25 protein-coding genes and 2 pseudogenes are annotated in these 20,534 nt (G+C 74.4%); 11 read left to right on the forward strand and 16 right to left on the reverse strand.

Annotation, left to right across the window (positions count from 1 at the left end; genetic code table 11):
- The 3 genes and pseudogenes from ABZ497_RS32600 to ABZ497_RS32610 all read left to right on the forward strand — a co-directional run.
- Window positions 1-239, forward strand: a pseudogene (locus ABZ497_RS32600) (ABC transporter); the annotation flags it as partial.
- The gene (locus ABZ497_RS32605) at window positions 236-1,021 is read left to right on the forward strand and encodes an ABC transporter permease (protein WP_329487037.1); all 786 of its coding nucleotides are present in this window, start codon (window positions 236-238) and stop codon (window positions 1,019-1,021) included. The pseudogene ABZ497_RS32600 and the gene ABZ497_RS32605, both read left to right, overlap by 4 nt.
- A gap of 151 nt (window positions 1,022-1,172) precedes the next feature.
- On the forward strand, window positions 1,173-1,895 hold the full coding sequence (locus ABZ497_RS32610) for a DUF4232 domain-containing protein (RefSeq protein ID WP_359810701.1): 723 nt from the start codon (window positions 1,173-1,175) through the stop codon (window positions 1,893-1,895).
- Between the two features lie 119 nt (window positions 1,896-2,014).
- On the opposite strand, the gene ABZ497_RS32615 is transcribed toward ABZ497_RS32610, so the two are convergent.
- The 7 genes and pseudogenes from ABZ497_RS32615 to ABZ497_RS32645 all read right to left on the reverse strand — a co-directional run bounded on the left by ABZ497_RS32615 (window position 2,015) and on the right by ABZ497_RS32645 (window position 7,789).
- The gene (locus tag ABZ497_RS32615; protein ID WP_359810702.1) at window positions 2,015-2,503 is read right to left on the reverse strand and encodes a hypothetical protein; all 489 of its coding nucleotides are present in this window, start codon (window positions 2,501-2,503) and stop codon (window positions 2,015-2,017) included.
- Window positions 2,504-2,610: 107 nt separating this feature from the next.
- Window positions 2,611-3,294 (reverse strand): hypothetical protein, encoded by a 684-nt coding sequence (locus ABZ497_RS32620; protein WP_359810704.1) that lies wholly within the window; start codon window positions 3,292-3,294, stop codon window positions 2,611-2,613.
- 148 nt (window positions 3,295-3,442) lie between these two features.
- Window positions 3,443-3,882 (reverse strand): annotated as a pseudogene (locus ABZ497_RS32625) (VOC family protein).
- Window positions 3,883-3,946: 64 nt separating this feature from the next.
- On the reverse strand, window positions 3,947-4,774 hold the full coding sequence (locus tag ABZ497_RS32630; RefSeq protein ID WP_359810707.1) for a TIGR03084 family metal-binding protein: 828 nt from the start codon (window positions 4,772-4,774) through the stop codon (window positions 3,947-3,949).
- A 173-nt stretch (window positions 4,775-4,947) separates the two neighbouring features.
- On the reverse strand, window positions 4,948-6,480 hold the full coding sequence (locus tag ABZ497_RS32635; RefSeq protein ID WP_359810709.1) for an AMP-binding protein: 1,533 nt from the start codon (window positions 6,478-6,480) through the stop codon (window positions 4,948-4,950).
- Between the two features lie 96 nt (window positions 6,481-6,576).
- On the reverse strand, window positions 6,577-6,957 hold the full coding sequence (locus ABZ497_RS32640) for a MerR family transcriptional regulator (RefSeq protein ID WP_359810711.1): 381 nt from the start codon (window positions 6,955-6,957) through the stop codon (window positions 6,577-6,579).
- A gap of 58 nt (window positions 6,958-7,015) precedes the next feature.
- The gene (locus tag ABZ497_RS32645; protein ID WP_359810713.1) at window positions 7,016-7,789 is read right to left on the reverse strand and encodes an SDR family oxidoreductase; all 774 of its coding nucleotides are present in this window, start codon (window positions 7,787-7,789) and stop codon (window positions 7,016-7,018) included.
- Window positions 7,790-8,048: 259 nt separating this feature from the next.
- On the opposite strand from ABZ497_RS32645, the gene ABZ497_RS32650 reads away from it, so the two are divergent.
- The 3 genes from ABZ497_RS32650 (at window position 8,049) to ABZ497_RS32660 (ending at window position 9,580) form a co-directional block, all read left to right on the forward strand.
- Window positions 8,049-8,507, forward strand: a complete 459-nt coding sequence (locus tag ABZ497_RS32650; protein ID WP_329487029.1) for a group II truncated hemoglobin — start codon at window positions 8,049-8,051, stop codon at window positions 8,505-8,507.
- Complete coding sequence (locus ABZ497_RS32655) at window positions 8,504-9,088, forward strand: GNAT family N-acetyltransferase (protein ID WP_359810715.1); 585 nt, start codon at window positions 8,504-8,506, stop codon at window positions 9,086-9,088. The genes ABZ497_RS32650 and ABZ497_RS32655 overlap by 4 nt, the downstream gene beginning before the upstream one ends.
- 111 nt (window positions 9,089-9,199) lie before the next feature.
- Window positions 9,200-9,580, forward strand: a complete 381-nt coding sequence (locus ABZ497_RS32660) for a VOC family protein (RefSeq protein ID WP_359810718.1) — start codon at window positions 9,200-9,202, stop codon at window positions 9,578-9,580.
- Window positions 9,581-9,636: 56 nt separating this feature from the next.
- Here ABZ497_RS32660 and ABZ497_RS32665 read toward each other — a convergent pair whose 3' ends face one another.
- Window positions 9,637-10,215, reverse strand: a complete 579-nt coding sequence (locus ABZ497_RS32665) for a maleylpyruvate isomerase N-terminal domain-containing protein (RefSeq protein ID WP_359810720.1) — start codon at window positions 10,213-10,215, stop codon at window positions 9,637-9,639.
- A 119-nt stretch (window positions 10,216-10,334) separates the two neighbouring features.
- Window positions 10,335-11,117: a class III extradiol ring-cleavage dioxygenase gene (locus ABZ497_RS32670; protein WP_329487025.1), complete on the reverse strand. Its 783-nt coding sequence runs from the start codon at window positions 11,115-11,117 to the stop codon at window positions 10,335-10,337.
- A 107-nt stretch (window positions 11,118-11,224) separates the two neighbouring features.
- Here ABZ497_RS32670 and ABZ497_RS32675 point away from each other — a divergent pair, with 107 nt between their 5' ends.
- Window positions 11,225-11,692 carry a MarR family transcriptional regulator gene (locus ABZ497_RS32675; RefSeq protein WP_359810772.1) on the forward strand — a complete coding sequence of 156 codons (468 nt, stop codon included), beginning with the start codon at window positions 11,225-11,227 and terminating at the stop codon, window positions 11,690-11,692.
- Here ABZ497_RS32675 and ABZ497_RS32680 read toward each other — a convergent pair.
- Both ABZ497_RS32680 and ABZ497_RS32685 read right to left on the reverse strand, forming a co-directional pair.
- Window positions 11,658-12,932 (reverse strand): DUF6596 domain-containing protein, encoded by a 1,275-nt coding sequence (locus ABZ497_RS32680; protein WP_359810724.1) that lies wholly within the window; start codon window positions 12,930-12,932, stop codon window positions 11,658-11,660. The genes ABZ497_RS32675 and ABZ497_RS32680 overlap by 35 nt on opposite strands.
- 72 nt (window positions 12,933-13,004) lie before the next feature.
- Window positions 13,005-13,382 (reverse strand): YciI family protein, encoded by a 378-nt coding sequence (locus tag ABZ497_RS32685; protein ID WP_329487023.1) that lies wholly within the window; start codon window positions 13,380-13,382, stop codon window positions 13,005-13,007.
- Between the two features lie 452 nt (window positions 13,383-13,834).
- Here ABZ497_RS32685 and ABZ497_RS32690 point away from each other — a divergent pair, with 452 nt between their 5' ends.
- On the forward strand, window positions 13,835-14,107 hold the full coding sequence (locus ABZ497_RS32690) for a metalloregulator ArsR/SmtB family transcription factor (RefSeq protein ID WP_352297190.1): 273 nt from the start codon (window positions 13,835-13,837) through the stop codon (window positions 14,105-14,107).
- 1 nt (window position 14,108) lies between these two features.
- Window positions 14,109-15,011, forward strand: coding sequence for a cation diffusion facilitator family transporter (locus tag ABZ497_RS32695; protein WP_359810726.1), 903 nt, complete (start codon window positions 14,109-14,111; stop codon window positions 15,009-15,011).
- Between the two features lie 32 nt (window positions 15,012-15,043).
- Here ABZ497_RS32695 and ABZ497_RS32700 read toward each other — a convergent pair whose 3' ends face one another.
- Window positions 15,044-15,229 (reverse strand): hypothetical protein, encoded by a 186-nt coding sequence (locus ABZ497_RS32700; protein WP_359810729.1) that lies wholly within the window; start codon window positions 15,227-15,229, stop codon window positions 15,044-15,046.
- A 248-nt stretch (window positions 15,230-15,477) separates the two neighbouring features.
- On the opposite strand from ABZ497_RS32700, the gene ABZ497_RS32705 reads away from it, so the two are divergent.
- A complete protein-coding gene (locus ABZ497_RS32705) occupies window positions 15,478-16,698 on the forward strand; it encodes a glycosyltransferase (protein WP_359810732.1) in 1,221 nt (406 codons plus the stop codon).
- 67 nt (window positions 16,699-16,765) lie between these two features.
- On the opposite strand, the gene ABZ497_RS32710 is transcribed toward ABZ497_RS32705, so the two are convergent.
- The gene (locus ABZ497_RS32710; RefSeq protein ID WP_359810735.1) at window positions 16,766-17,743 is read right to left on the reverse strand and encodes a hypothetical protein; all 978 of its coding nucleotides are present in this window, start codon (window positions 17,741-17,743) and stop codon (window positions 16,766-16,768) included.
- Window positions 17,744-17,896: 153 nt separating this feature from the next.
- Window positions 17,897-19,024 carry a hypothetical protein gene (locus ABZ497_RS32715; protein ID WP_359810737.1) on the reverse strand — a complete coding sequence of 376 codons (1,128 nt, stop codon included), beginning with the start codon at window positions 19,022-19,024 and terminating at the stop codon, window positions 17,897-17,899.
- An 87-nt stretch (window positions 19,025-19,111) separates the two neighbouring features.
- Between ABZ497_RS32715 and ABZ497_RS32720 the strand changes: the two genes are divergently transcribed.
- On the forward strand, window positions 19,112-19,624 hold the full coding sequence (locus ABZ497_RS32720) for a GNAT family protein (RefSeq protein ID WP_359810739.1): 513 nt from the start codon (window positions 19,112-19,114) through the stop codon (window positions 19,622-19,624).
- Window positions 19,625-19,648: 24 nt separating this feature from the next.
- Here ABZ497_RS32720 and ABZ497_RS32725 read toward each other — a convergent pair whose 3' ends face one another.
- Together ABZ497_RS32725 and ABZ497_RS32730 are read right to left on the reverse strand one after the other, a co-directional pair.
- A complete protein-coding gene (locus ABZ497_RS32725; RefSeq protein ID WP_352297168.1) occupies window positions 19,649-20,038 on the reverse strand; it encodes a metalloregulator ArsR/SmtB family transcription factor in 390 nt (129 codons plus the stop codon).
- A 29-nt stretch (window positions 20,039-20,067) separates the two neighbouring features.
- Entirely contained in the window at window positions 20,068-20,514 is a 447-nt protein-coding gene (locus ABZ497_RS32730) for an SRPBCC domain-containing protein (protein ID WP_329487015.1), read from the reverse strand.
- Window positions 20,515-20,534: the final 20 nt, after the last annotated feature.

Here is a 20,534-nt window from a genome sequence, read left to right on the forward strand (position 1 = left end):
ACCGGTCCGCCGCCCTCGCCCTGCACGACGTCACCCGCGACGACGAGGCCCTGGCCCTGCGGATCCCCAGCGACGGCAGCCAGCGCGACCTGCGCACCGTCCTCGACCGGCTGGACGCCACCGGCATCGAGGCCGACGAACTCACCGTCCACACCCCCGACCTCGACGACGTGTTCTTCGCCCTGACCGGCTCCAGCGTGCCCGCCCAGAACAACCAGTCCAAGGAGACCGTCCGATGAGCACCTTCACCCTCGCCGCCCGTGACTCGGCCACCATGCTGCGCCGCAACCTGCTGCACGCCCGGCGCTACCCGTCACTCACCCTGAACCTGCTGCTCACCCCGGTCATGCTGCTGCTGCTCTTCGTCTACATCTTCGGCAACACGATGAGCGCCGGCATCGGCGGCGGCGACCGCTCCGCCTACATCGCCTACCTCGTCCCCGGCATCCTGCTGATGACCATCGGCAGCACCGTCATCGGGGCCGCGGTGTCCGTCTCCACCGACATGTCCGAGGGCATCATCGCCCGCTTCCGCACCATGGCGATCCACCGCGGGTCGGTGCTCGTCGGGCACGTCGTGGGCGGCGTGCTGCAGTCGGTCGCCAGCGTGGTCCTGGTCGGCGCGGTCGCCGTGGCCATCGGCTTCCGCTCCACGGACGCCACCGCCCTGGAGTGGCTGGCCGCCTTCGGGCTGCTCGTCCTCTTCGCCCTGGCGCTCACCTGGATCGCGGTCGGGATGGGCATGGCCAGCCCGAACGCCGAGGCGGCCAGCAACAGCGCGATGCCGCTGATCCTGCTGCCGCTCATCTCCAGCGCCTTCACCCCCGTCGACGCGATGCCGGGCTGGTTCCAGCCGATCGCCCAGTACCAGCCGTTCACGCCGGCCATCGAGACCCTGCGCGGCCTGCTGCTCGGCAGCGGGATCGGCTACAACGGCTGGCTCGCCGTCGCCTGGTGCCTGGCGCTCACCGCGCTCGGCTACTTCTGGTCGACCTCGACGTTCAACCGTGACCCGAAGTAACCGGGACGACGGTGCGGGTCGCCTCCCGCACCTCGCCCCGCCCCAGGGCGGCGTACCGACACCGGGTGTCGGCCTGCGCCGCCCTGCCGGCGTTCCCGCCCGCGGTCGTGCGGAGCGCCTTCCCCGGGCCGTCCGGACGACGGTTCGTGTCATGATCGTCCGCATGAACCCGACGCCGCCGAACGGAAACCGTCGAATCGCGCCGCCGGCCCGGGCGGCGCTGCTGCTCGTGGGGACGGCCCTGCTGGCGGGGTGCGGCAGCACGCAGGTGTCGGGCGCGGGCGGGGGAGCCCCGGGGCCCGTGGGCACGACCGGCGGCAGGACCTCCGCGAAGGCCACCGCCCCGGACACTCCCAGCTCGGCGGCCCTCCCCACACCGACGCCGGTGCCGGCGCCGACCTGTTCCCCGGAGGGCGTCTCGCTGGCCGCGGAGGAGGCGAACGCCGCCATGGGCCTGCGGGTGATGGCGATCCGCCTGACCAACTGCGGAGCCGCCCCCTACACGCTGAACGGTCGACCGGGGGTCCGCGTCCTCGACGCCGACCGTGCGCCGCTCGACATCGCCGTGCAGAAGGGTTCGGCCGGCATCGCGACCCTGGAGGGCTTCGACGCGGCGCCGACGGCGGTGACGCTCCGGCCCGGCGAGTACGCGGTGTTCCAACTGGTCTGGCGCAACACCGTCACCTCGGGGACGAAGGGGGCCGACAACGGGCGCTTCCTGGAGATCGCCCCGCTGCCCGGCCGCCCCCCGGTCGTCGTCCCGGCCTACCTCGATCTCGGCACCACCGGCCGGCTGGGCATCTCCGCCTGGGCCGAGGCCACCGCGGCCGCCCGGCCGGGGAACGACCGCCCGGGAGCCCCGCCCGCCCGGTAACCGAGCCCGGCTCGGCGCGTCGGGGCGCCGGTGGTCGGGGCGCCGGTGGTCGGGGTACCGGCGCGGCGCAGTCGTGGGGGCGCCTGCGCCGCGCCGGGGCTGGAGGGGGAGCGGCGGGCTCAGAAGGCGGGGGCGTCGTTCAGCTCGACGATCCGCAGATCGCCCAGGCGCACGGTGTACCAGACCTCCTGGCCGCTGCCGCCGCCCCAGTACTCGGTGAAGCGGACCGAGGCGAAGCCGTGCTCCTCCCCGACCTGCTGCACGGACCACTCCGACGGCACGTTCTGGGCGCGGAACACCGGGTCGGCCCCGTGCTCGGAGGCCCAGGCGTCCAGCCGGACGTTCAGGTGCGGGGCGAGGAATCGCTCACGGACGGCGCGCGGCGTCTCGCCGCTCTGGTGGAGCACCGCCCTGCCGTACTCCTCCACGAAGGTGGCCACCCGGTGGGCGGCGGCCGTCCCGGCCCGGGCCTCCGCCCGGGAGGAGCCGGGCACGTCGGTGGGCCGGGCGAAGGCCGCCTGGGCGGAGCCGGCCGGCCCACCGATCGCGAGCAGACCGACGAAGGCGGCTCCGGCCAGAACGGTACGCAGGGCGTCAGCGCGAGTCATGGGGGAATTCCACCATTCGTCGACGAACTCCGTATATCGCCGGAAGGAGTGGTTTGGGCGCCCACCGTTGTTATTTGACGACGGATCACTGGATGCCGGGCCGGCTCCTAGCTGTACGCGAGGCGTTCGACCTCGGCGAGCTGGGCGGCGCCGATGCGGCCCTCTTCCAGGGAGAGCAGCCAGCTCAGCAGCTCCGGCCCGGCCGGCAGTTCGTCGTAGAAGCCGAGCCGGAGATCCGCGAACCGCGGCGTGACGAGCCAGCCGTCGAGCGCGGCCCCGAGGTGGCGGTCCGCCGCCTCGGTCCGGGTCCCGGCCCAGACGGCCAGCCACGGCGAGAGGCGTCCCGTGCTGACGGAGATCGTCTCCAGTACCCCGGCAGCGTGGTCGGTGCCGGGGTGCTCCCGCAGGACCGACCGCCACCAGGCGTCCCAGACCCGCTCCAGCGCCCGCTGCTCCGGTACCGCCCAGTCCCGCCAGCCGGCCTCCAGTAGCCGGGAGGCGATCAGTCCGTGGTCCACGTGCAGTCGGCCCGTGGTCAGGAGGCGGACGATCCGCGGTGTCATCCGGCGGTACAGGGCGGCGAAGTCGCCCCAGTGGTCGGTCGATTCGGCGGCCACGGAGGGGATCAGCCGGTCCGGCACCAGCCGTGCGGGGCCGGCGAGGGCTTCGAGGTCGGCGTCGGTGAAGCAGTAGGTGCAGCCGCCGACGGTGAACGGGGACTCGGAGTGCGGTGCGAAGGTGGTGTCGAGCGCGTCGAGAGCGATCCGGAGCTGCTGGGGAGGAGTGGTCACGGGCACCTGCTGGGGACCTCATCCGGCCTACCGGAGAAGGGAGCGACGCTACCACGCGGCGGGTGACGGCCGCCGGGGCCGCCCCGGCGGCCGTGCTCCCGCAGGGGCCTGCCCCGGCCCGGTGCCCCGGTGGGCGGGGGCCCGGTCGTCAGCTCAGCTGTTCGGCCAGCGCGAGGATGATGCCGCTCGGCCCGCGGAGGTAGCAGAGCAGGTAGCTGTCCTCGAAGCGCGTCACTTCGCCGACGAGTTCGGCGCCGTGCGGGCGGAGGCGGGCGAGGATGTCCGCGAGGTCGTCGACGGCGAACATGACGCGGTGCAGGCCCCGTGTGTTCGCCGGGGTGATCTCCGGCTCGGGGTGATCGCCTCCGGGCTGTGGTACTTCGCCAGTTCGAGCCGGCCCGGGGCGCCCGGGATCCGCATCATCGCGATCTCGCTCCGCATGCCGTCGAGCCCGACGACCGCGCCCGCCCAGCGTCCTTCGATCGGCATCCGGCCTTCCAGCTCCATGCCGAGTTCGAGGAAGAAGGCGACGGCGGCGTCGAGGTCGTCGACGACGATGCCGACGTTGTCCATGCGCTGAATGGTCATGCGGCCCAGGGTAGGGGCCGGGTACGACGACGCCGGTTCGGCGGGCCCGTCGCACCCGCCCGTCTCACCCGCCCGCCGGGCGTCCCTTGCCCGGGTTCCCGGCGAAGGCCTGGGCGATCGGCAGCCAGGCCGCGGCCGTCGGGCCGGTGGCGCTCAGGGCGAGGTCGTCCCGGTGGCGGCGCTGGGTCACCAGCAGGCAGAAGTCCAGGGCCGGCCCGCTCACCCGGTCCGCCGCGTCCTCCGGGCCCCAGGCCCACAAGTCGCCGTCCGGCGCCGTCAGTTCGACCCGGACCGGGGTCTGCGGCGTCGGCAGCCCGTGCAGGGTGAAGGCGAATCCCATGGTCCGTACGCCCAGGTGGGCGATGTGCCGCAGCCGCGCGGTCGGCTCGCGGACCGCGCTCAGGGTGTCCGCGACGTCCTGCCCGTGCGCCCAGGTCTCCATCAGCCGGGCGGTCGCCATCGACGGGGCCTTCATCGGCGGCCCGAACCACGGGAGCCGGAGGCCGTCCGGCGCCTCGGCCAGCGCCGACCGGAGCCGTTCCCGGCCGGCCCGCCAGCGCGTCAGCAGCGCGTGCGGCTCCTCCGCCGCGCCGCGCGCCGCGCCCTCGTCGACGGGGTCCGCCCCGGCGGCCAGCAGCTCGCCGAAGACCCGGCCGGACTCGGCGACGAAGGCCTCCGGATCGCGGGCGGAGAGCGTGGTCCAGTCGTCCGTCCAGGCCAGGTGGGCGATCTGGTGCGCGATCGTCCACCCCGGCGCGGGGGTGTCCGTCGCCCACTGCTCGGGCGCCAGCGGGGCCACCAGGTCGTCCAGGGCCTCGCTCTCGGCCCGCAGGTCGTCGAGCAGGCCGGTCAGCACAGCTGCGGCCGCCGGGGCCGTACCGTCCGTCGTCATGGGCGTCCTCGTCTCCTCGGTAGTGACTCACCGGTAACCCGAGCCCGCACCCTACGCCGTGCCCGCGGCCGCCACCCGCAACTCCACGGAACCCGCCGGTCGGGACGCCCACCGGCGCACCGGAAGGGGGCGCCGGGTGCCGGGCCGGGAGCCCGGCACCCGGCCCGGACCGGTCAGTTGACCTGCCGGTCGCGCTCGACCCAGTAGGGCTCGCGGAGCCGGAACTTCTGCAGCTTCCCGGTGGTGGTGCGCGGCAGGGTGTCCCGGAACTCCACCGAGGTGGGCGACTTGTAGCCGGCCAGCCGCTGCTTGCAGTGCGCGATGAGGTCGGCCTCCAGGACGTCGTACCCGGGCTTGAGCACGACCAGGGCCTTGACCGTCTCGCCCCACTTCTCGTCCGGCACGCCGATCACCGCGACCTCGCCGACCGCCGGGTGGTCGTAGAGGCAGTCCTCCACCTCGATCGAGGAGACGTTCTCCCCGCCGCTGATGATGACGTCCTTCTTCCGGTCCGAGATGGTCAGGTAGCCGTCGGTGAGGGTGCCGCCGTCCCCGGTGTGGAACCAGCCGTCCCGGACCGCCTCCGCCGTCTCCTTCGGCTGCTGCCAGTAGCCGTCCATCACGACGTTGGCGCGGACGAGCACCTCGCCCTGGCCGTCGACCCGCACCTGGTTGCCGAGGGCCGGCGCGCCCGCCTGCACCAGCTTCTCCGCGCGCTCACCGGCGGGCAGTTCGTCCCACTCGGCGCGGGAGCGGTTCACCGTGACCACCGGCGAGGTCTCGGTCAGGCCGTAGATCTGCATGAACTCCCAGCCGAGTTCGGCCTCGACCCGCTGCACCACGGAGGTCGGCGGCGGCGCGCCGGCCACGATCATCCGCACCTTGTCCCGGCCGGGGACGGGGCCGTCCCAGTCGGCGGCCGCGTCCAGCACCATCTGGACCACCGCGGGCGCGCCGCTCAGGAAGGTCGCCCCGTGCCGCTCGACCCGGCGCAGGATCTCGGCGCCGTCCACCTTGCGCAGCACGATGTGCCGCGCGCCCAGCCCGGTGAGGGCGAACGGCAGGCCCCAGCCGTTGGCGTGGAACATCGGCAGGGTGTGCAGGTAGACATCCCGGTCACCGGCACCGAAGTGCAGGCCCATCAGCACGGAGTTCAGCCAGATGTTGCGGTGGGTGAGCTGGACGCCCTTGGGGCGGGCGGTGGTTCCGCTGGTGTAGTTGATGGTCGCGGTGTCGTTCTCGCCGATCTCGTAGCGGCGCGGCGCGCGGTCGAAGTCGTACAGCCGGGCGTCGCTGTCCGTGCCGAGCACGAAGGTGTGCCGGGCGCGGACGCCGGCCAGCGGCTCGGCGAGTTCGGGGTCGACCAGCAGCACGGAGGCGCCGCTCTGCTCGACGATGTACGAGACCTCCTCGGCCCGCAGCCGGAAGTTCACCGGTACCAGGACCCGGCCGTGTCCGCTCACGCCGTAGAGCGAGGTCATCAGCCGGGCCGAGTTGTGCGACACGATCGCGACCCGTCCGCCCGGCCCGACGCCCAGCCGGTCCAGGCCGGCCGCCTGCGCCCGGGCCAGTTCGGCGACCCGGCGGTAGGTGAGCTCGCCCCAGGATTCGGCGGGTTGCGCCGGCTCGTCGACGATGCCGACCCGGTCGCCGTAGACCAGCTCGGCCCGGTCGAGGAAGTCCATCACGGTGAGTGGAATCTGCATGCGCCCACTTTCCTCCGCCGACCGCCCGCTGCACACCCCTGATCAAGGGTGTCACCCGGACGGGCCGCGAGTGTCAGCGCCCGCCGCCCGTCACCGTCAGCGGTCGCCCGCCACCACCGGCGCCGCCTCGTCGCCGGCCGCCGTCAGCGCGGCGAGCAGCCGGTCCCGGGCCTCGGTCTGGGCGGCGATCCGGCGCTCCAGGACGGCGAGCCGGTTCCGGGCGATCCGCAGCGCGCCGGCCGAGGGTCGCGCGGCCAGCATGTCGCCGTCCAGGCAGGACAGGAAAGGCCGGACGTCCTCCAGGGTGAACCCGGCCGCGAGCAGGCCGCGGATGTTGCGGACCCGGACGGCCGCCGAGTCCTCGTACACCCGGTAGCCGTTGGCCGCGCGGGAGGACGCGATCAGCCCGGCCTGCTCGTAGTGCCGCAGGGCCCGCGCCGTGCTGCCGGTCACCCGGGCCAGTTCGCCGATCCGCACCGCTGCCCCGCCCCTTCCCGGACGGCACCGCCCGGCTCGCTCCGGACCACCGCCCGGCTCACCCCACGACGGCACCGCCGTCCACCGGCAACACTACTCCGGTGACGAACGAGGCCTGTGGGGAGGCGAGTTGCGTGATCGCCCAGGCCACCTCGGCGGGCCGGCCGATCCGCCCGAGCGGGGTGTGGGCGATCTGCCACCGCCGCACGGCCTCCCGCTGTCCGGCGTCGAGCCCGGAGTGCTCGCCGATCGGGGTCTCGATCGCCCCGGGCGCGACCGCGACCACCCGCACGCCGCGCGGCGCCAGCTCCACCGCCCAGCTGCGGGTCACCGACTCCAGTGCGGCCTTGCTCGCCGCGTACACCGCGTTGCCCGGCCAGCCGCGCTGGCCGACGGACGTCGTGACGTTGACGATCACGCCCCCGCTCGCCTCCAGCGGCGCCAGGGCGGCCTGGCCGAGCAGGACGGCGGCGGTCAGGTTGGTCGCGAGCTGGTCCGCGACCGCGTCCCGGGTGATCCCGCCGAGGGCGCCGCCGCGGACGATCCCGGCGTTGTTCACCAGCACGTCCAGCCGCCCGTACCGGTCGAGCACCTCGCGTACGAGTGCCTCGGGGGCGTCGGCGCCGGTGATGTCCGCGGTCAGCGGGTGGATCCGGCCGGGGGCGCCGCGCGCGGTCTCCGCCAGTGGCTCGGCCCGCCGTCCGACCGCCACCACCTCGACCTCCGGGTCCTGGGCCGCGAAGGCGTGTGCGGTGGCCCGGCCGATCCCCGTCCCGGCGCCGGTGACCAGCACGATGCGGGTGGCCGGTCGGTGCTGCGTGTGCTCGTTCATGCGGTCCACCCTCCGACCCTGCCGCCAGTGGCAAGGTCAAGCGGGTGCCCGGCTCCGGTCGGCGGCGGTGGGCGGAGGCCACCGGCGGCGGGCGGAGTGCCTGCGGGGGCGGCGGGCCGGAACATCCGCCTCCGCTTGCTGTGCCGGGCGCGAACAGGCGCCGCCCGGGGGCGGTCGCGGGCCGGGCCGGCTGCTAGGAAGGTGCCATCGGAAGGCGCCGTCGGAAAGGTGCCGTCGGATCCGAACGGGGAGAACACGCATGAGCGACGAACGGCCCGAGAGCCTGTACGACGCGCTGGGGGGCATGGAGGCGCTCCGCCGTCTCAGCAACACCTTCTACGAGGGCGTCCTGGCCGACCCGGTGCTGAAGCCCGTCTTCGCGAACTTCACCACCACCCACATCGAACACGTCGCCGTCTGGCTGGCCGAGGTCTTCGGCGGCCCGGCCCGGTTCACCGCCGACCTCGGCGGCCACCAGGCGCTGCTCCGCACGCACCTCGGACTCGCCATCACCGAGGAGCAGCGCGGGCGCTGGATGGAGCTGATGGGCGCCGCCGTGCGGCAGGAGCTGCCCGGGGACGAGCTGCTGCGCCGCCGGGTGCTGGAGTACTTCGACTGGGGCACGAAGATCGCCAGGGACGTCTCGGCGGCGCCCGTCGGCGAGGACCTCGGGGAGCCGGGGCCGACCCCGCGCTGGGGCTGGGAGGGCCTGCGATGACCGTCGCCACCGAACCGCCCGTCGCCGAGGGCCTACTGCTGCGCCCGTTCCGGGACGAGGACGCGGCTGCCCTGGTCGAGATCTACCGGGACGAGACACTGCGGCACTTCACCCGTACCCCCGTGGCGGACCTGGACGAGGCGGCCCGCTGGCTGGAGGCGCAGGAGCGCGGCCGGGCGGCCGGCGAGCGATACAGCTTCGCCGTCCTGGCGCCCCTCGGCGGCCCCGCCGGGGCGTTGCCCGCCGACGGCGGCCTGGCCGGGGATCGGCCGGCCGAGCTGGTCGCCAACGTGGTGCTCAAGCGCGGTGCGCCCGGTGCGCCGGCGGCCGAGGTGGGCTACTGGACGGCCGCCGCCGCCCGCGGCCGCGGCGTGGCCCCGCGCGCCCTGGAGGGGCTCACCCGCTGGGCGTTCGCGGCCTTCGCGGCGGACGGGCTGGTCCGGCTCGACCTGCTCCACCAGGTGGACAACACGGCCTCCTGCCGGGTGGCCGAGAAGGCCGGCTACCGGTTCGGGAGCGTTCTGCGGGCCAGCCCGCCGGAGTTCCCCCTGGACGGCCACCTGCACAGCCGCTCGGCCTGACCCGCGCAGCCGCTCGGCCCGGACCGCACAGCCGCTCGGCCCGGCCCCCATTGACGGGTTCGCGGCGAATCGGGTGGACGCGGGCCGGGGCGGCGGTCCAGAGTGCTCCCCATGGCTTCTCTGGTACGACACGTGACGATCGACTGCGCCGACCCCTACCGCCTCGGCGAGTTCTGGGCGAAGGCGCTGGACGGCAAGCTGGCCGACGACGACTTCCCGGGGGACCCGGAGGCCCTCCTGGAGACGCCGGGCGCGGTGCTGCTGTTCATCCGGGTGCCCGACGGCAAGACCGTGAAGAACCGCGTCCACCTGGACCTCCAGCCCCAGGACCGCTCCCGGGACGAGGAGGTGGAGCGCCTGCTGGAGCTGGGCGCCACCGTCCACGACGACCAGCGGCGCCCGGACGGCACCGGCTGGGTGACCATGGCGGACATCGAGGGCAACGAGTTCTGCGTCGAGCGCAGCGCCGCCGAGCGGGCCGCCACCGCCTGACCGGTCGCCGGCTCCCCGGCTCCCGGCCCCCGGCTCCCGACTCCTGGCTCCCGGGGTCACTCCCCGGCCACGGCCGCCCGCCAGCTCCACGAGGCCCTGCGCGGACGGCCGTTCAGCTCGCCGCGCCCGGTGCACCAGAGCAGGACGGCGGTGGACCCGCCGGGCGGGGCGTCGGGGAACAGGCGGGCCAGGACCGCCGCGCAGAGCCCGGCCGGGGGCCGCCAGGGCAGGCCGAGTCCGAGGGCGATGTCATGGGTGTGCAGCAGCAGTTCGGCCACGCCCATCGCGGCGAACCCGGCTGGGTCGCAGGGCCCGTAGTGCCAGGCCCGCAGGTCGGGCGGCGCGGCGTCCAGGGCGGTGGCCAGCAGGTGCCCGCAGGCCGTCACCACCGCCAGGACGTCCTCGGGCGGGGCGTCGGCCCGCACGGTGAGGTCGAGCGGCAGGTATCCGGTGGCGGGCCGGGCGGCGAGCTGCCCGGCGTAGGCGAGCAGGTCGTGCGCGAGGTGGACGGCCGTCTCCCGGCAGCTCCACTCCAGCGGCCCGGCCGGCGCGGCCCAGGCCGGGCCGTCACCGGTGTGCGGACCGAGGGTGTCCCGCAGTTCGCCGAGCGCGGCCCGGACGTCGTCACTGTTCATGACGGCAGCCTCGCACTTCCCCCGGGTGCGCCGGGCCCGTCCCGTGGGCGCGCGCGACGGCCCGCCGTTCAGCCGGGCCGGATCGAGCGTCGGGCGGTTCGGGCGGCTCGCTGTGCCGGTCAGCCGAGCTGGATCGAGCGCTTGGCCAGGCCCATCCAGAACCCGTCGATCACGCTGCGCTGGCTGCCCAGGTCGGCCTCGCCGGCGCCGAGGGTGACGAACAGCGGGGCGAAGTGCTCGGTGCGCGGGTGGGCGAGCCGCCCGGCCGGGGCCTTCCGCTCGAAGTCGAGCAGCGCGTCCAGGTCCTCGGCGGCCAGGGCGCGGCGGCCCCAGTCGTCGAACTCGGCCATCACCGAGCTGATCCGGCCGTCGGAGCTGAGCGCCCGCAGGTTGTGGGTGAAGAAGCCGCTGCCGACGATCAGCACGCCCTCGTCGCGCAGCGGGGCGAGCCGGCGGCCGATCTCCAGCAGCCGCTGCGGGTCCAGGGTGGGCATGGAGACCTGGAGGACGGGGACGTCCGCCTCGGGGAACATCTCCACCAGCGGGACGTAGGCGCCGTGGTCCAGCCCGCGGTCCGGGATGTCCTGGACGGGCGTGCCGGGGGCGCGCAGCAGTTTGCGGACCCGCTCGGCGAGCGCGGGGGCGCCGGGGGCGGCGTACCGCACCCGGTAGTAGTGCTCGGGGAAGCCCCAGAAGTCGTAGACCAGCGGCACGGTGGTGACGGCCCCGAGGGCCAGCGGGGCCTCCTCCCAGTGGGCGGAGACCATCAGGACGGCCTTGGGGCGGGGCAGCTCGGCGGACCAGGCGGCCAGCTGGCCGGGCCACAGCGGGTCGTCGGCGAGCGGCGGTGCGCCGTGCGAGAGGTAGAGGGCGGGCATGCGCTCGGGGGCGGCGGTGCTCATGACGGCTTCTCTCGCTTCCAAAGTAGTTCAATTTTGAACCTCGACACGTCGACCGTACACCTTGGTTCGAATTTGAACAACAGGAGTACGCTTCCTCCATGGCCTCCCTGAACGAACCGCGCTGGCTGGACCACGACGAGATGGCCGCCTGGCGGGGCTTCGTCACCGCGAGCAACCTCCTGAACCGCCGGCTGGAACGCCAGCTCAAGGAGGACTCCGGCCTCTCGCACACCCAGTACGAGATCCTGGTGCACCTCTCAGCCGCCCCGGCCGGCTCGCTGCGGATGACCGAACTGGCGGAGAAGCTCGTCACCTCCAAGAGCGGACTGACCTACCAGGTCACCCAGCTGGAGCGGATGGGCCTGGTGGGGCGCCGTTCGTGCCCCAGTGACGTGCGCGGCGTCTTCGCCGAACTCACCGACGGGGGGCGGGACATGCTGCGCCGGGCGGCGCCCGGCCACGTCGCCCTGGTCCGCGAGCTGCTGATCGACGTGCTCAGCCGCGAGCAGCTCGCCGTGCTGGCCGAGGGCCTCGGGGAGGTCAGTGCCCGGCTGCGTCTGGACGACGGGGCGTAGCGGGGGCGACGGCGGCCGCGGCCCGCTCCAGCAGCAGGGCGCGCTCCCGCGCGTTGCGGGCCAGCGACGCCGCCCGCTCGAACTCCGCCCGGGCCTCCTCGGCCCGCCCGAGCCGCGCCAGCAGGTCGCCGCGCACGCTCGGCAGCAGGTGGTACGCCCGCAGGGCCGGCTCCGCGGCCAGCGCGTCCGCCAGCTCCAGTCCGGCCGCCGGGCCCCGGGCCATCGAGACCGCCACCGCGCGGTTCAGCTCGACCACCGGGGACGGCGTCAGCGCCGCGAGCCGCCCGTAGAGCGTGGCGATCATCGCCCAGTCGGTGTCCTCGTAGCGGGCGGCCCGCGCGTGGCAGGCGGCGATCGCGGCCTGGACCGCGTAGGGCCCGGTGCCGGCCAGCCGCAGGGCCGCGAAGCCGCGCCGGATCAGCAGCCGGTCCCAGCGGGCGCGGATCTGGTCGGCCAGCAGCACCGGCTGCCCGTCGGGCCCGGTGCGGGTCGCCGTCCGGGATGCCTGGAACTCCAGCAGGGCGGCCAGGCCGTGGACTTCGGGCTCCTGCGGGGCCAGCCCGGCGAGCACCCGGGCCAGCCGCAGCGCGTCCTCGCAGAGCGCCGGCCGGAGCAGGTCGTCGCCGGCCGTGGCCGCGTAACCCTCGTTGAAGATCAGGTAGACGACCTCCAGGACGGACGAGAGCCGGGCCGCCCGGTCCTCGCCGCGGGGGACCTCGAACGGCACCCGCGCGGTGGCGAGCGTCCGTTTGGCCCGGACGATCCGCTGGGCGACGGCCGGTTCGGTGCTGAGGAACGCCCGGGCGATCTCCTGGGTGGTGAGGCCGCCCAGCAGCCGCAGGGTGAGCGCGATCCGGGCCTGGGCCGACAGCACGGGGTGGCAGGCGGTGAAGATCAGCCGGAGCAGGTCGTCGTCGATGTCGTCCGGCTCGGCCGGCTCCGGCGGCGCCACGTCCTCCAGCGTCCGGCCGACCTCCGCGAGCTTGCGCGCGTACGTCTCCCGGCGGCGGACCAGGTCGATCGCGCGGTGCTTGGCGGTGGTCATCAGCCACGCGCCCGGCCGGTCCGGGACGCCCTGCCCGGGCCACTGCTCCAGCGCCGCGACCAGCGCGTCCTGGGCGATCTCCTCGGCGATGCCGACATCCCGCACGATGCGGGTGACACCGGCGATGATCCGCGGGGACTCGATCCTGAACACGGCCTCGACCGCCGCGGTCGCGCTGCTCTCCGTCACGGCCACCCATCAGAGCAGCCGGACGGCACCGGGGCAAACGCGGCGCGGCGGCCGGGCGCGGGCCGGGCGGGTCGGGGATCAGGCCTCCGGCGGGGTGGTGTTCCCGTCGATCTGGCGCAGCTCGGCGCCGACCTTCCAGCTCTCCGGGTGGATCTCCAGGAACCGCTTGGTCCACTCCAGGGCCTCGGCCTTGTCCTTGCACTGCATGATGGCGTAGCCGCCGACGACCTCCTTGGTCTCGGTGAACGGCCCGTCGGTGAAGCTCAGCTTCCCGCCCTCCCAGGTGACCCGGGTGCCCTCGGCGGTCGGCAGCAGCCCGGCGGTGTCCAGCATCACCCCGGCCTTGGTGATCTCCTCGAACAGCGCCCCCATCCGCTGCTCGAACTCCGGGCCCGCCGACTGCATGTCCGGGGCGTCCTGCTCGTCGATACGGATCAGTGACATGAAGCGCGGCATGGTGACTCCTCGGTCGGGAGGGCGGGGCTTCTCCCCGCCTCTCACTCCTGCGTCGAACGGGGAGCGGCCGTTTCGACAGCCGCGACGGAATTCTTTCCGGAGATTCCGGGAGCGGCCACCGCAGGGCGCCGGGCGGTCGTCTCCTGGGTCGAGACCGCGGCCGCCTCGGCGGTGGTCGCGGCGGTCAGGGCGCCGTCCGCGACCTCGACCTTCACCCCGGCCATCGCGCCGCCGGCGGCCACCTCGGCGACCGCGCCCGGGATCTGGTCGCGGCTGCTCGGCCCGGCGCCCGTCGCAGCTGCCAGGGCCCGGGGTGCGGCGGGCTCGCATCTGGCGCCCCCGATAGTTCAGTATTTGCTGAATTCAGTCACCGATGTACTGTGGGAGTCATGGAACCGACCGCCGTGAACCCCCGCGACCCGCACCTGCCCGCCGAGGCGCAGGAGGCGGCCATGGAGCGGGTGGGCAAGGCCCTCGCCGACACCAGCCGGCGCCGGATCCTGCTCGCCCTGCTCGCCGCCCCGCACTACCCGGCCGACCTCGCCGAGGAGCTGGGCCTGACGAGGGCCAACGTCTCCAACCACCTCGCCTGCCTGCGCGACTGCGGCCTGGTGCGGACCGTCCCCGAAGGCCGCCGCACCCGCTACCACCTGGCCGACGACCGCCTCGCCCACGCCCTGCGGGACCTGCTCGCCGCCGTCCTGCCGCCCGAGAAGGAGCACTGACATGGGAGCGAACCACGGCCCCGCCGCCCCAGCCACCGTCAGCGGCGCCTACCGCCGCCGGATGCTGCTGACCATCACCGTCACCGCCGCCGTGCTGGTCCTCCAGGTGGTCGGCGGCCTGCTCTCCGGCAGCCTCGCCCTGCTCGCCGACTCCGGGCACATGCTGACCGACCTCTCCGGCGTCTCCCTCGCCCTGCTGGCCGTCCAGGTCGCCCAGCGCTCGCCCACCCTGCGGCGCACCTTCGGCCACTACCGGCTGGAGATCCTGGCCGCGCTCGCCAACGCCGTCCTCCTGGTCGCCGTCTTCGCCTGGGTCGCCTACGGCGCCGTCCGGCGCTTCGGCGAGCCCGTCGAGGTCCGGGGCGGCCTGATGCTGACCGTCGCGCTCGTCGGCCTCGCCGCCAACCTGGTCGGCGTCGTCCTGCTGCGCGGCGGCAAGGACCACAGCCTCAACCTGCGCGGCGCCTACCTGGAAGTGCTCGGCGACGCCCTCGGCTCGGTCGCCGCCATCGCCGCCGCCGTCACCATCCAGCTCACCGGCTGGCAGTACGCCGACCCGATCGCCTCGCTGCTGATCGGCGTGATGATCCTGCCGCGCGCCTACCTGCTGGGCCGCGACGCCCTGCGCGTCCTCCTGGAGGCCACCCCCGCGGACGTGGACCTCGCCGAACTCCGCACCCACTTCCTGGCCGAGGACGGCGTCCGCGAGGTCCACGACCTGCACGCCTGGACGATCACCTCCGGCATGCCCGTCCTCACCGCCCACGTGGTCGCCGGCCCCCACCCGCCCGCCGACCTCCTCACCCGCCTGCGCCGCTGCGCCGCCGACCACTTCGGCATCAGCCACGCGACGCTGCAGACGGAACCGGCCCGCCGCCTGTGCGACCAGGCGGCCCACGCCTGACGCCCCCTCGGGAACCGTCCGCCCCGGCGCGCCTACGCCGGGGCGGACGGTCCGGCGTTGGAGGTCTCGCGTTCGGAACGGCCACGGCGCACGACGTCCGGAGTCCTGCGGATGGCGAAGGTCTCGGGGTGTCCGGGGCCGAGGACGCGCGCCAGGTCGGCGGCGACCCGCTCGTTGGGAGCGACGGCTTCGTCGGTGCGCCTTCCATCCACCGCCACCGTCAACTCCGGTGCGGGCCAACGGCCCCGGTGCGGATCCGTGTCCCGGTACGGACACGTCGAGTCCGGCTCCGCCTCGGAGAGAAGAGAAAGGAATGGCCGTCAACTCGGTTGCGACGAGCGGCGAAGGAGGAGTGCCCACTCCTTTCCACTCTCAACTTATAGCGCACGGGGGGCCTTGCGGCAAGGCCCCGGTCATGACGCAGAATCTGCGGTCGAAGCCGATGTCGATGCACAGGGAGTTCTGAATGCGTGTGGTGCTGTCCGCCTACGATTCGCGCGGGGGCGTCGAGCCGCTGGTCGGGCTCGCGGTGCGGTTGCGGGAGCGCGGCGCGCAGGTGCGGGTCTGTGCGCCGCCGGACGAGGAGTTCGCGAGGCGGCTGGCGGTGGTCGGGGTGGAGATGGTGCCGACCGGGCAGTCGGTGCGCGATCTGGTGACCGGGCGGACGCCGCCGTCACCGGGCGGTGTGGTCCGGCGGGCGGCCGAGCTGGTGGCCGCGTTCTACGACGGCGTCATGTCGGTGGCCGAGGGGTGCGACGTGCTGGTGGCGACCGGTCTGGTGCCGGCGGCGGCCGGGGTGCGGGCGGCGGCCGAGAAGCTGGGCGTCCGTTACGTGTACGCGAGTTACCAGCCGGTCAGCCTGCCGTCCCCGCACCACCCGCCGATGCCGCGCCCCGGGCGGCCGCTCCGTTCGGACGTGACCGACAACCGGGTGCTCTGGGAGCAGGACGCCGTGGACGCGCAGGAGGTGTTCGGCGAGGTGGTCAACGCCCACCGGGCGTCGATCGGCCTGCCGCCCGTGGACAACGTCCGCGACCATGTCTTCACCGACCTGCCGTGGCTGGCCACGGACCCGACCCTGGCGCCGTGGCAGCGGCCGGCGGAGCTGGACGTGGTGCAGACCGGCGCGTGGGTCCTGCCGGACGAACGCCCGCTCCCCGCCGACCTGGTGGAGTTCCTGGACGCGGGCGCGCCGCCGGTGTACGTGGGCTTCGGCAGCGTTCCGGTGCGCGATCCGCAGGAGGTCGCCCGGGCGGTCGTCGAGGCGGTCCGCGCGCAGGGCCGCCGTGCGGTGATCTCCCGTGGCTGGGCCGACCTGGGGTCGGCCGACGGCCGGGACGACTGCTTCGTCGTCGGTGAGGTCAACCACCAGGCGCTGTTCCGCCGGGTGGCGGCCGTCGTGCACCACGGTGGCGCGGGCACCACGACGACGGCGACCTGGGCGGGCGCGCCCCAGGTGGTGGTGGCCCAGGGCGGGGACCAGCCGTACTTCGCGGGCCGGGTGGTCGGCCTGGGCATCGGCGCGGAGCACGACGGGCCGACGCCGACCACCGAGTCGCTGTCGGCGGCGCTCAAGGTGGCGCTGGCTCCCGAGGTCCGTGAGCGGGCTGCGGCCGTGGCCGGTGCGTTCCGCACCGACGGCGCGGCGGTGGCCGCGGAGCTGCTGGTGGAGGGCCTCGGGCGGTAGCGGCCCGCCGTCGTCGCCGGTACCCGTCGCCACTGCACCTGCCGCCACTCCACTCCACCTGCCGCCACTACCCCGTCGCCGCGCCGATCTGGGCGACCAGGGTGCGCCAGTCGACCCGCCGCGAGGTGCTGGGAGCGGGCTCCGCGGTGTGGGCGGTGGAGGAGGCGGTGCGGGCGGCGGCGCGGGTGCGGCAGTCCCCGCAGCGGTGTTCGCCGTTCACCGGGCGGAAGGCACGGTCACAGGAGTCGCAGCAGACGGGTGCCGTCACGGTGCTCGGCTCCAGCGGGGCGGGCATCTTGCCCTCCAGGCGCCAACGCACCAGGGCGGCAGGAGACTTGACCTGGTCCGGCAGTCCGCTGGTCAGCGCGGCGCGCAGGGCGGCCGAACTCACGCCCCTGGCCAGCCACTCGGCGGCCAGGGGCGCCAACCGCCGTACCTCGCGGGCCCCCAGGGTCAGCCGGGGGTCGATCCGCCGCAGTTCCAGCAGCGCCCGCTCGGCATCGGTGGACCCGCCCTCGCCGAACCCGTGCTCGGTGAACTCGCCCCAGGTGACAGCGGGTTCGAGGACCGGCGGGGGAGGGAGGGGGGAGGTGTTCACCCTGGGTGTCACCCCCGGGAGGGCGGTGCCGGAGGACCGGACGGACGACGACCCGCGGCTACGTTTCCCGGCATCCGGCGGGACGCCGGGGCCGGACCGCCCCGCCCGCTCGAACTGCCCGTCGAACAGCCGTTCCGCCTCCGCCGCGCCCAACGGCACGCTGGAGAGCAGGGATTCGGTCCGCACCTGCCCGGCGGCGCCGCGCCGCCGGGTGGTGTGCAGCAGTCCCGCGCGGGCGAGTTGGCGGCGGGCGCGATCGGTGGTGACGCGCCCGCCGGAGAGCCCGGCGGCGAGGGCCGTCACCGTGGTGGCGCGGGCCTTCGCCGGGCCCAGTGCCAGGGCTCGTACAAGGAGTCGAAAGGCGGAGTCCGACAACTCGTCGTCCCACACCAAGGAGTTGGCAATCTGGGTGAAGTCGCGCGACGGCGCGATAGCATGCAGGAGCATCGTCAGTGGAGGCCTTACCACTCGGCGTATGAAGAGCCCGGCCGCGTGCGTCAACACGTTGCCGGGCTCGCCCCATTCTTCGGGGGCGATCCGCTTCTGGCGGTCACGGTACACCCAAATGACGGCCGGTCAGCACGCTCCGAACTGAAATGATTACCCGTTGTAGTGATGATCCGTGTCCTTGGTGGGCCGCAGCTCGGGCGGCAGCGGGGGCGCCTCCGAGAGCTTCACGGCCAACCCGCGCGCGTGGTCGAAGGCCGTCACCGGATCGCCCTGGTCGGCCCAGACCTCGGCGCCGCACCAGCGGCCGATCAGCCGGAACTGCTCCAGCGCCTCCGCGGGCAACTCGGCCTTGCCGCAGTAGTAGGCGAGCAGGTGGCGCAGCATCGGCAGCCGCTCGTCGTCCGCCGGGACGGCCGCCAGCGCCGTCGCGACCGCCTTCAGCCGCTCCTTGGCCTTCTCCCCGGCCAGCGTGGACCCGAGGGTCTTGCGCTTCTCCAGCTCGGACAGCGCGTGCAGGTAGATCCCCGGCAGCGGGCTCCCGGCCGGAGCGTGGTCCATTGCCCGCTCCGCGAACGCCAGCATCTGCTTGTCCGAGCCGAACCACTTGGCGCACCAGTACTGCATGCCCTGCCAGTGCGCCTCGTAGTGGTGCGGGGCCCGCTCGGCCAGTCCGGCCCAGAGCGGCTCGAACTGCTCCGGGGTGTACTGCGCGCCGCGCGCCGTCGTCACCATGACCACCCACGGAGCCGGGTCCCGCGGTGCCAGCAGCGCGGCGCGGCGGGCCGCCTCGATCGCGGCGGGCAGCAGCTCGCGGAACTTCGCCATGTCCTCGGCGGGCACCTCGTGCGCGTACTTGGAACCGCGGATCGCCCAGGCGCGGTGCACCATCTGCTTGGCCTCCAGGGTGGCCGCGTCGCAGCTGTTCGGGTCCGCGGCGCGCCAGGCCGTCAGCCAGGCGTCGTCCTGGTTGGCGATGCTCGCCAGCAGCTCCAGCCGCGACCAGCGCTCCTCCCAGTCCTGGCCGGCCGCCTCGACGTGGGCGGCGGCGGGCCGCCAGTCCCCGCCCCAGGCCGCGTCGGCTATCGCCTGGGACCGTTGGCGCCGCTCCTCCGGCACCGGCGGCCCGGACCGGCGCGGGTCGAGCCGTTCGCGGGGGACGAGGCCGAAGGCGGCCGGATCGAACCGGTGCCTGGCCCACTCCACGGACTTGGTGGCGCGGGACTTCTTCACCGCGAAGTAGACGAGAACGGCCACGAGAATGAGCAGGAAATGGGTCACGGCGGCGAATCATCCCTGGTGGGAGGGGGTGAATGCAACGTCGAAAAAGGCTCGCCGAACACCCTTTTCCATGCAAACATGCCCTATATGGGGACGATTCTGTACGGCGCCCAGGTCACTCTCCGCCCTGCCGCGGAGGCGGACATCCCGGCCCTCGTGGCCATCCGCGGCACGCCCGAGGTCTTCGCCCGCTGGCGCGGTGGCGACGATCTCGCCGACGCCGTCGCCACCGACCTCAAGGAGCCGGGCACCGAGATCCTGGCGATCCTGGTCGAGGGTCAGGTGGCCGGCGCCATCCAGTGGTACGCCGAGAACGACGACGAGTACCGCCACGCGGGCATGGACATCTACCTCGACCCGGCCCGCCACGGTCGCGGCCTGGGCACCGACGCCGTCCGCACGCTGGCCCGCCACCTCGTCGCCGACCACCACTACCACCGCCTGATCATCGACCCGGCGGCGGACAACGCGGCGGCGATCCGCTGCTACGAGAAGGTCGGCTTCCGCCCGGTGGGCATCATGCGCCAGTACGAACGCGGCTCCGACGGCAGCTGGCACGACAACCTGCTGATGGACCTGCTGGCCGACGAACTCCGGTAGTGGCCGGGGCCCCGGCCACGGGCCCTACCGCGCGTCCGGCGGCCGCGGTGCGTGCCGGGCCTCCTGCTCGGCGGCCTCGGCCGCTTCGGCGAGGCGCTTGATGGCGGCCAGCCGTCGGTCCCAGTCGGTCGCGAGCGCCGCCATCCACCGGGCCGTCGCGTCGAGCGCCGCGGGCCGGACCGCGTACCGCACCTCGCGGCCGGCCCGGGCGGCGGTGACCAGCCCGGCACCGTCCAGGACGGCCAGGTGCTTGACCACCGCCTGCCGCGAGACGGGCAGCCGCTCGGCGAGCGTGGTCGCGGTGGCCTCGCCCCGTTCGGCCAGCAGGTCCAGCAGCTGACGCCGCGTCGGGTCGGCGAGGGCGGCGAGCACACCGTCGACCGGCTCGGCGCCGCCGCGGCCCCCGTCGCTCACGCGGGCCCGGCCGCCGCGGTCACCGTCGTTCACGCGGGCGGCTGTTCGGCGCGCTTGCGGAGCGCGTCGAGCACCTGGGGCCATCCGCCGGAGTTGTCCTCGACCGCCTTGCCGCGCAGCTCCTCGGAGCCGGCCAGGGCGGCGAACCCGCTCTCGACCACGCGCAGCCGCGTCCCCGCGCCCTCCGGGGTCAGTGTGAACTCCACGAGGGTGCTGTTGTCCTCGCGCAGGTCCTCGCCGGGGAAGGCGCTGGCCCAGCGGTAGGCCAGGTAGGTCGGCGGCTCGACCTTCTCGACCCGCACCGGGAAGACCCCGTACTCGGGGTTCTTCGCCACCATCGACTCGCCCTCGCGGGCCACCGTGCCGGCCAGGCTCGCCTCCTCGGCCACCCAGAACCCGGGCTGGGCCACCAGGGTCCAGACCAGCTCCGGGGATGCCGCGATCAGGGTCTCGCGCTCGATCCGGTCCTCACTCATGGGGAACTCCTTCGTCGCTG

It is taken from the genome of Kitasatospora sp. NPDC005751 (assembly GCF_040630835.1).
Taxonomy (GTDB): Bacteria; Actinomycetota; Actinomycetes; order Streptomycetales; family Streptomycetaceae; genus Kitasatospora.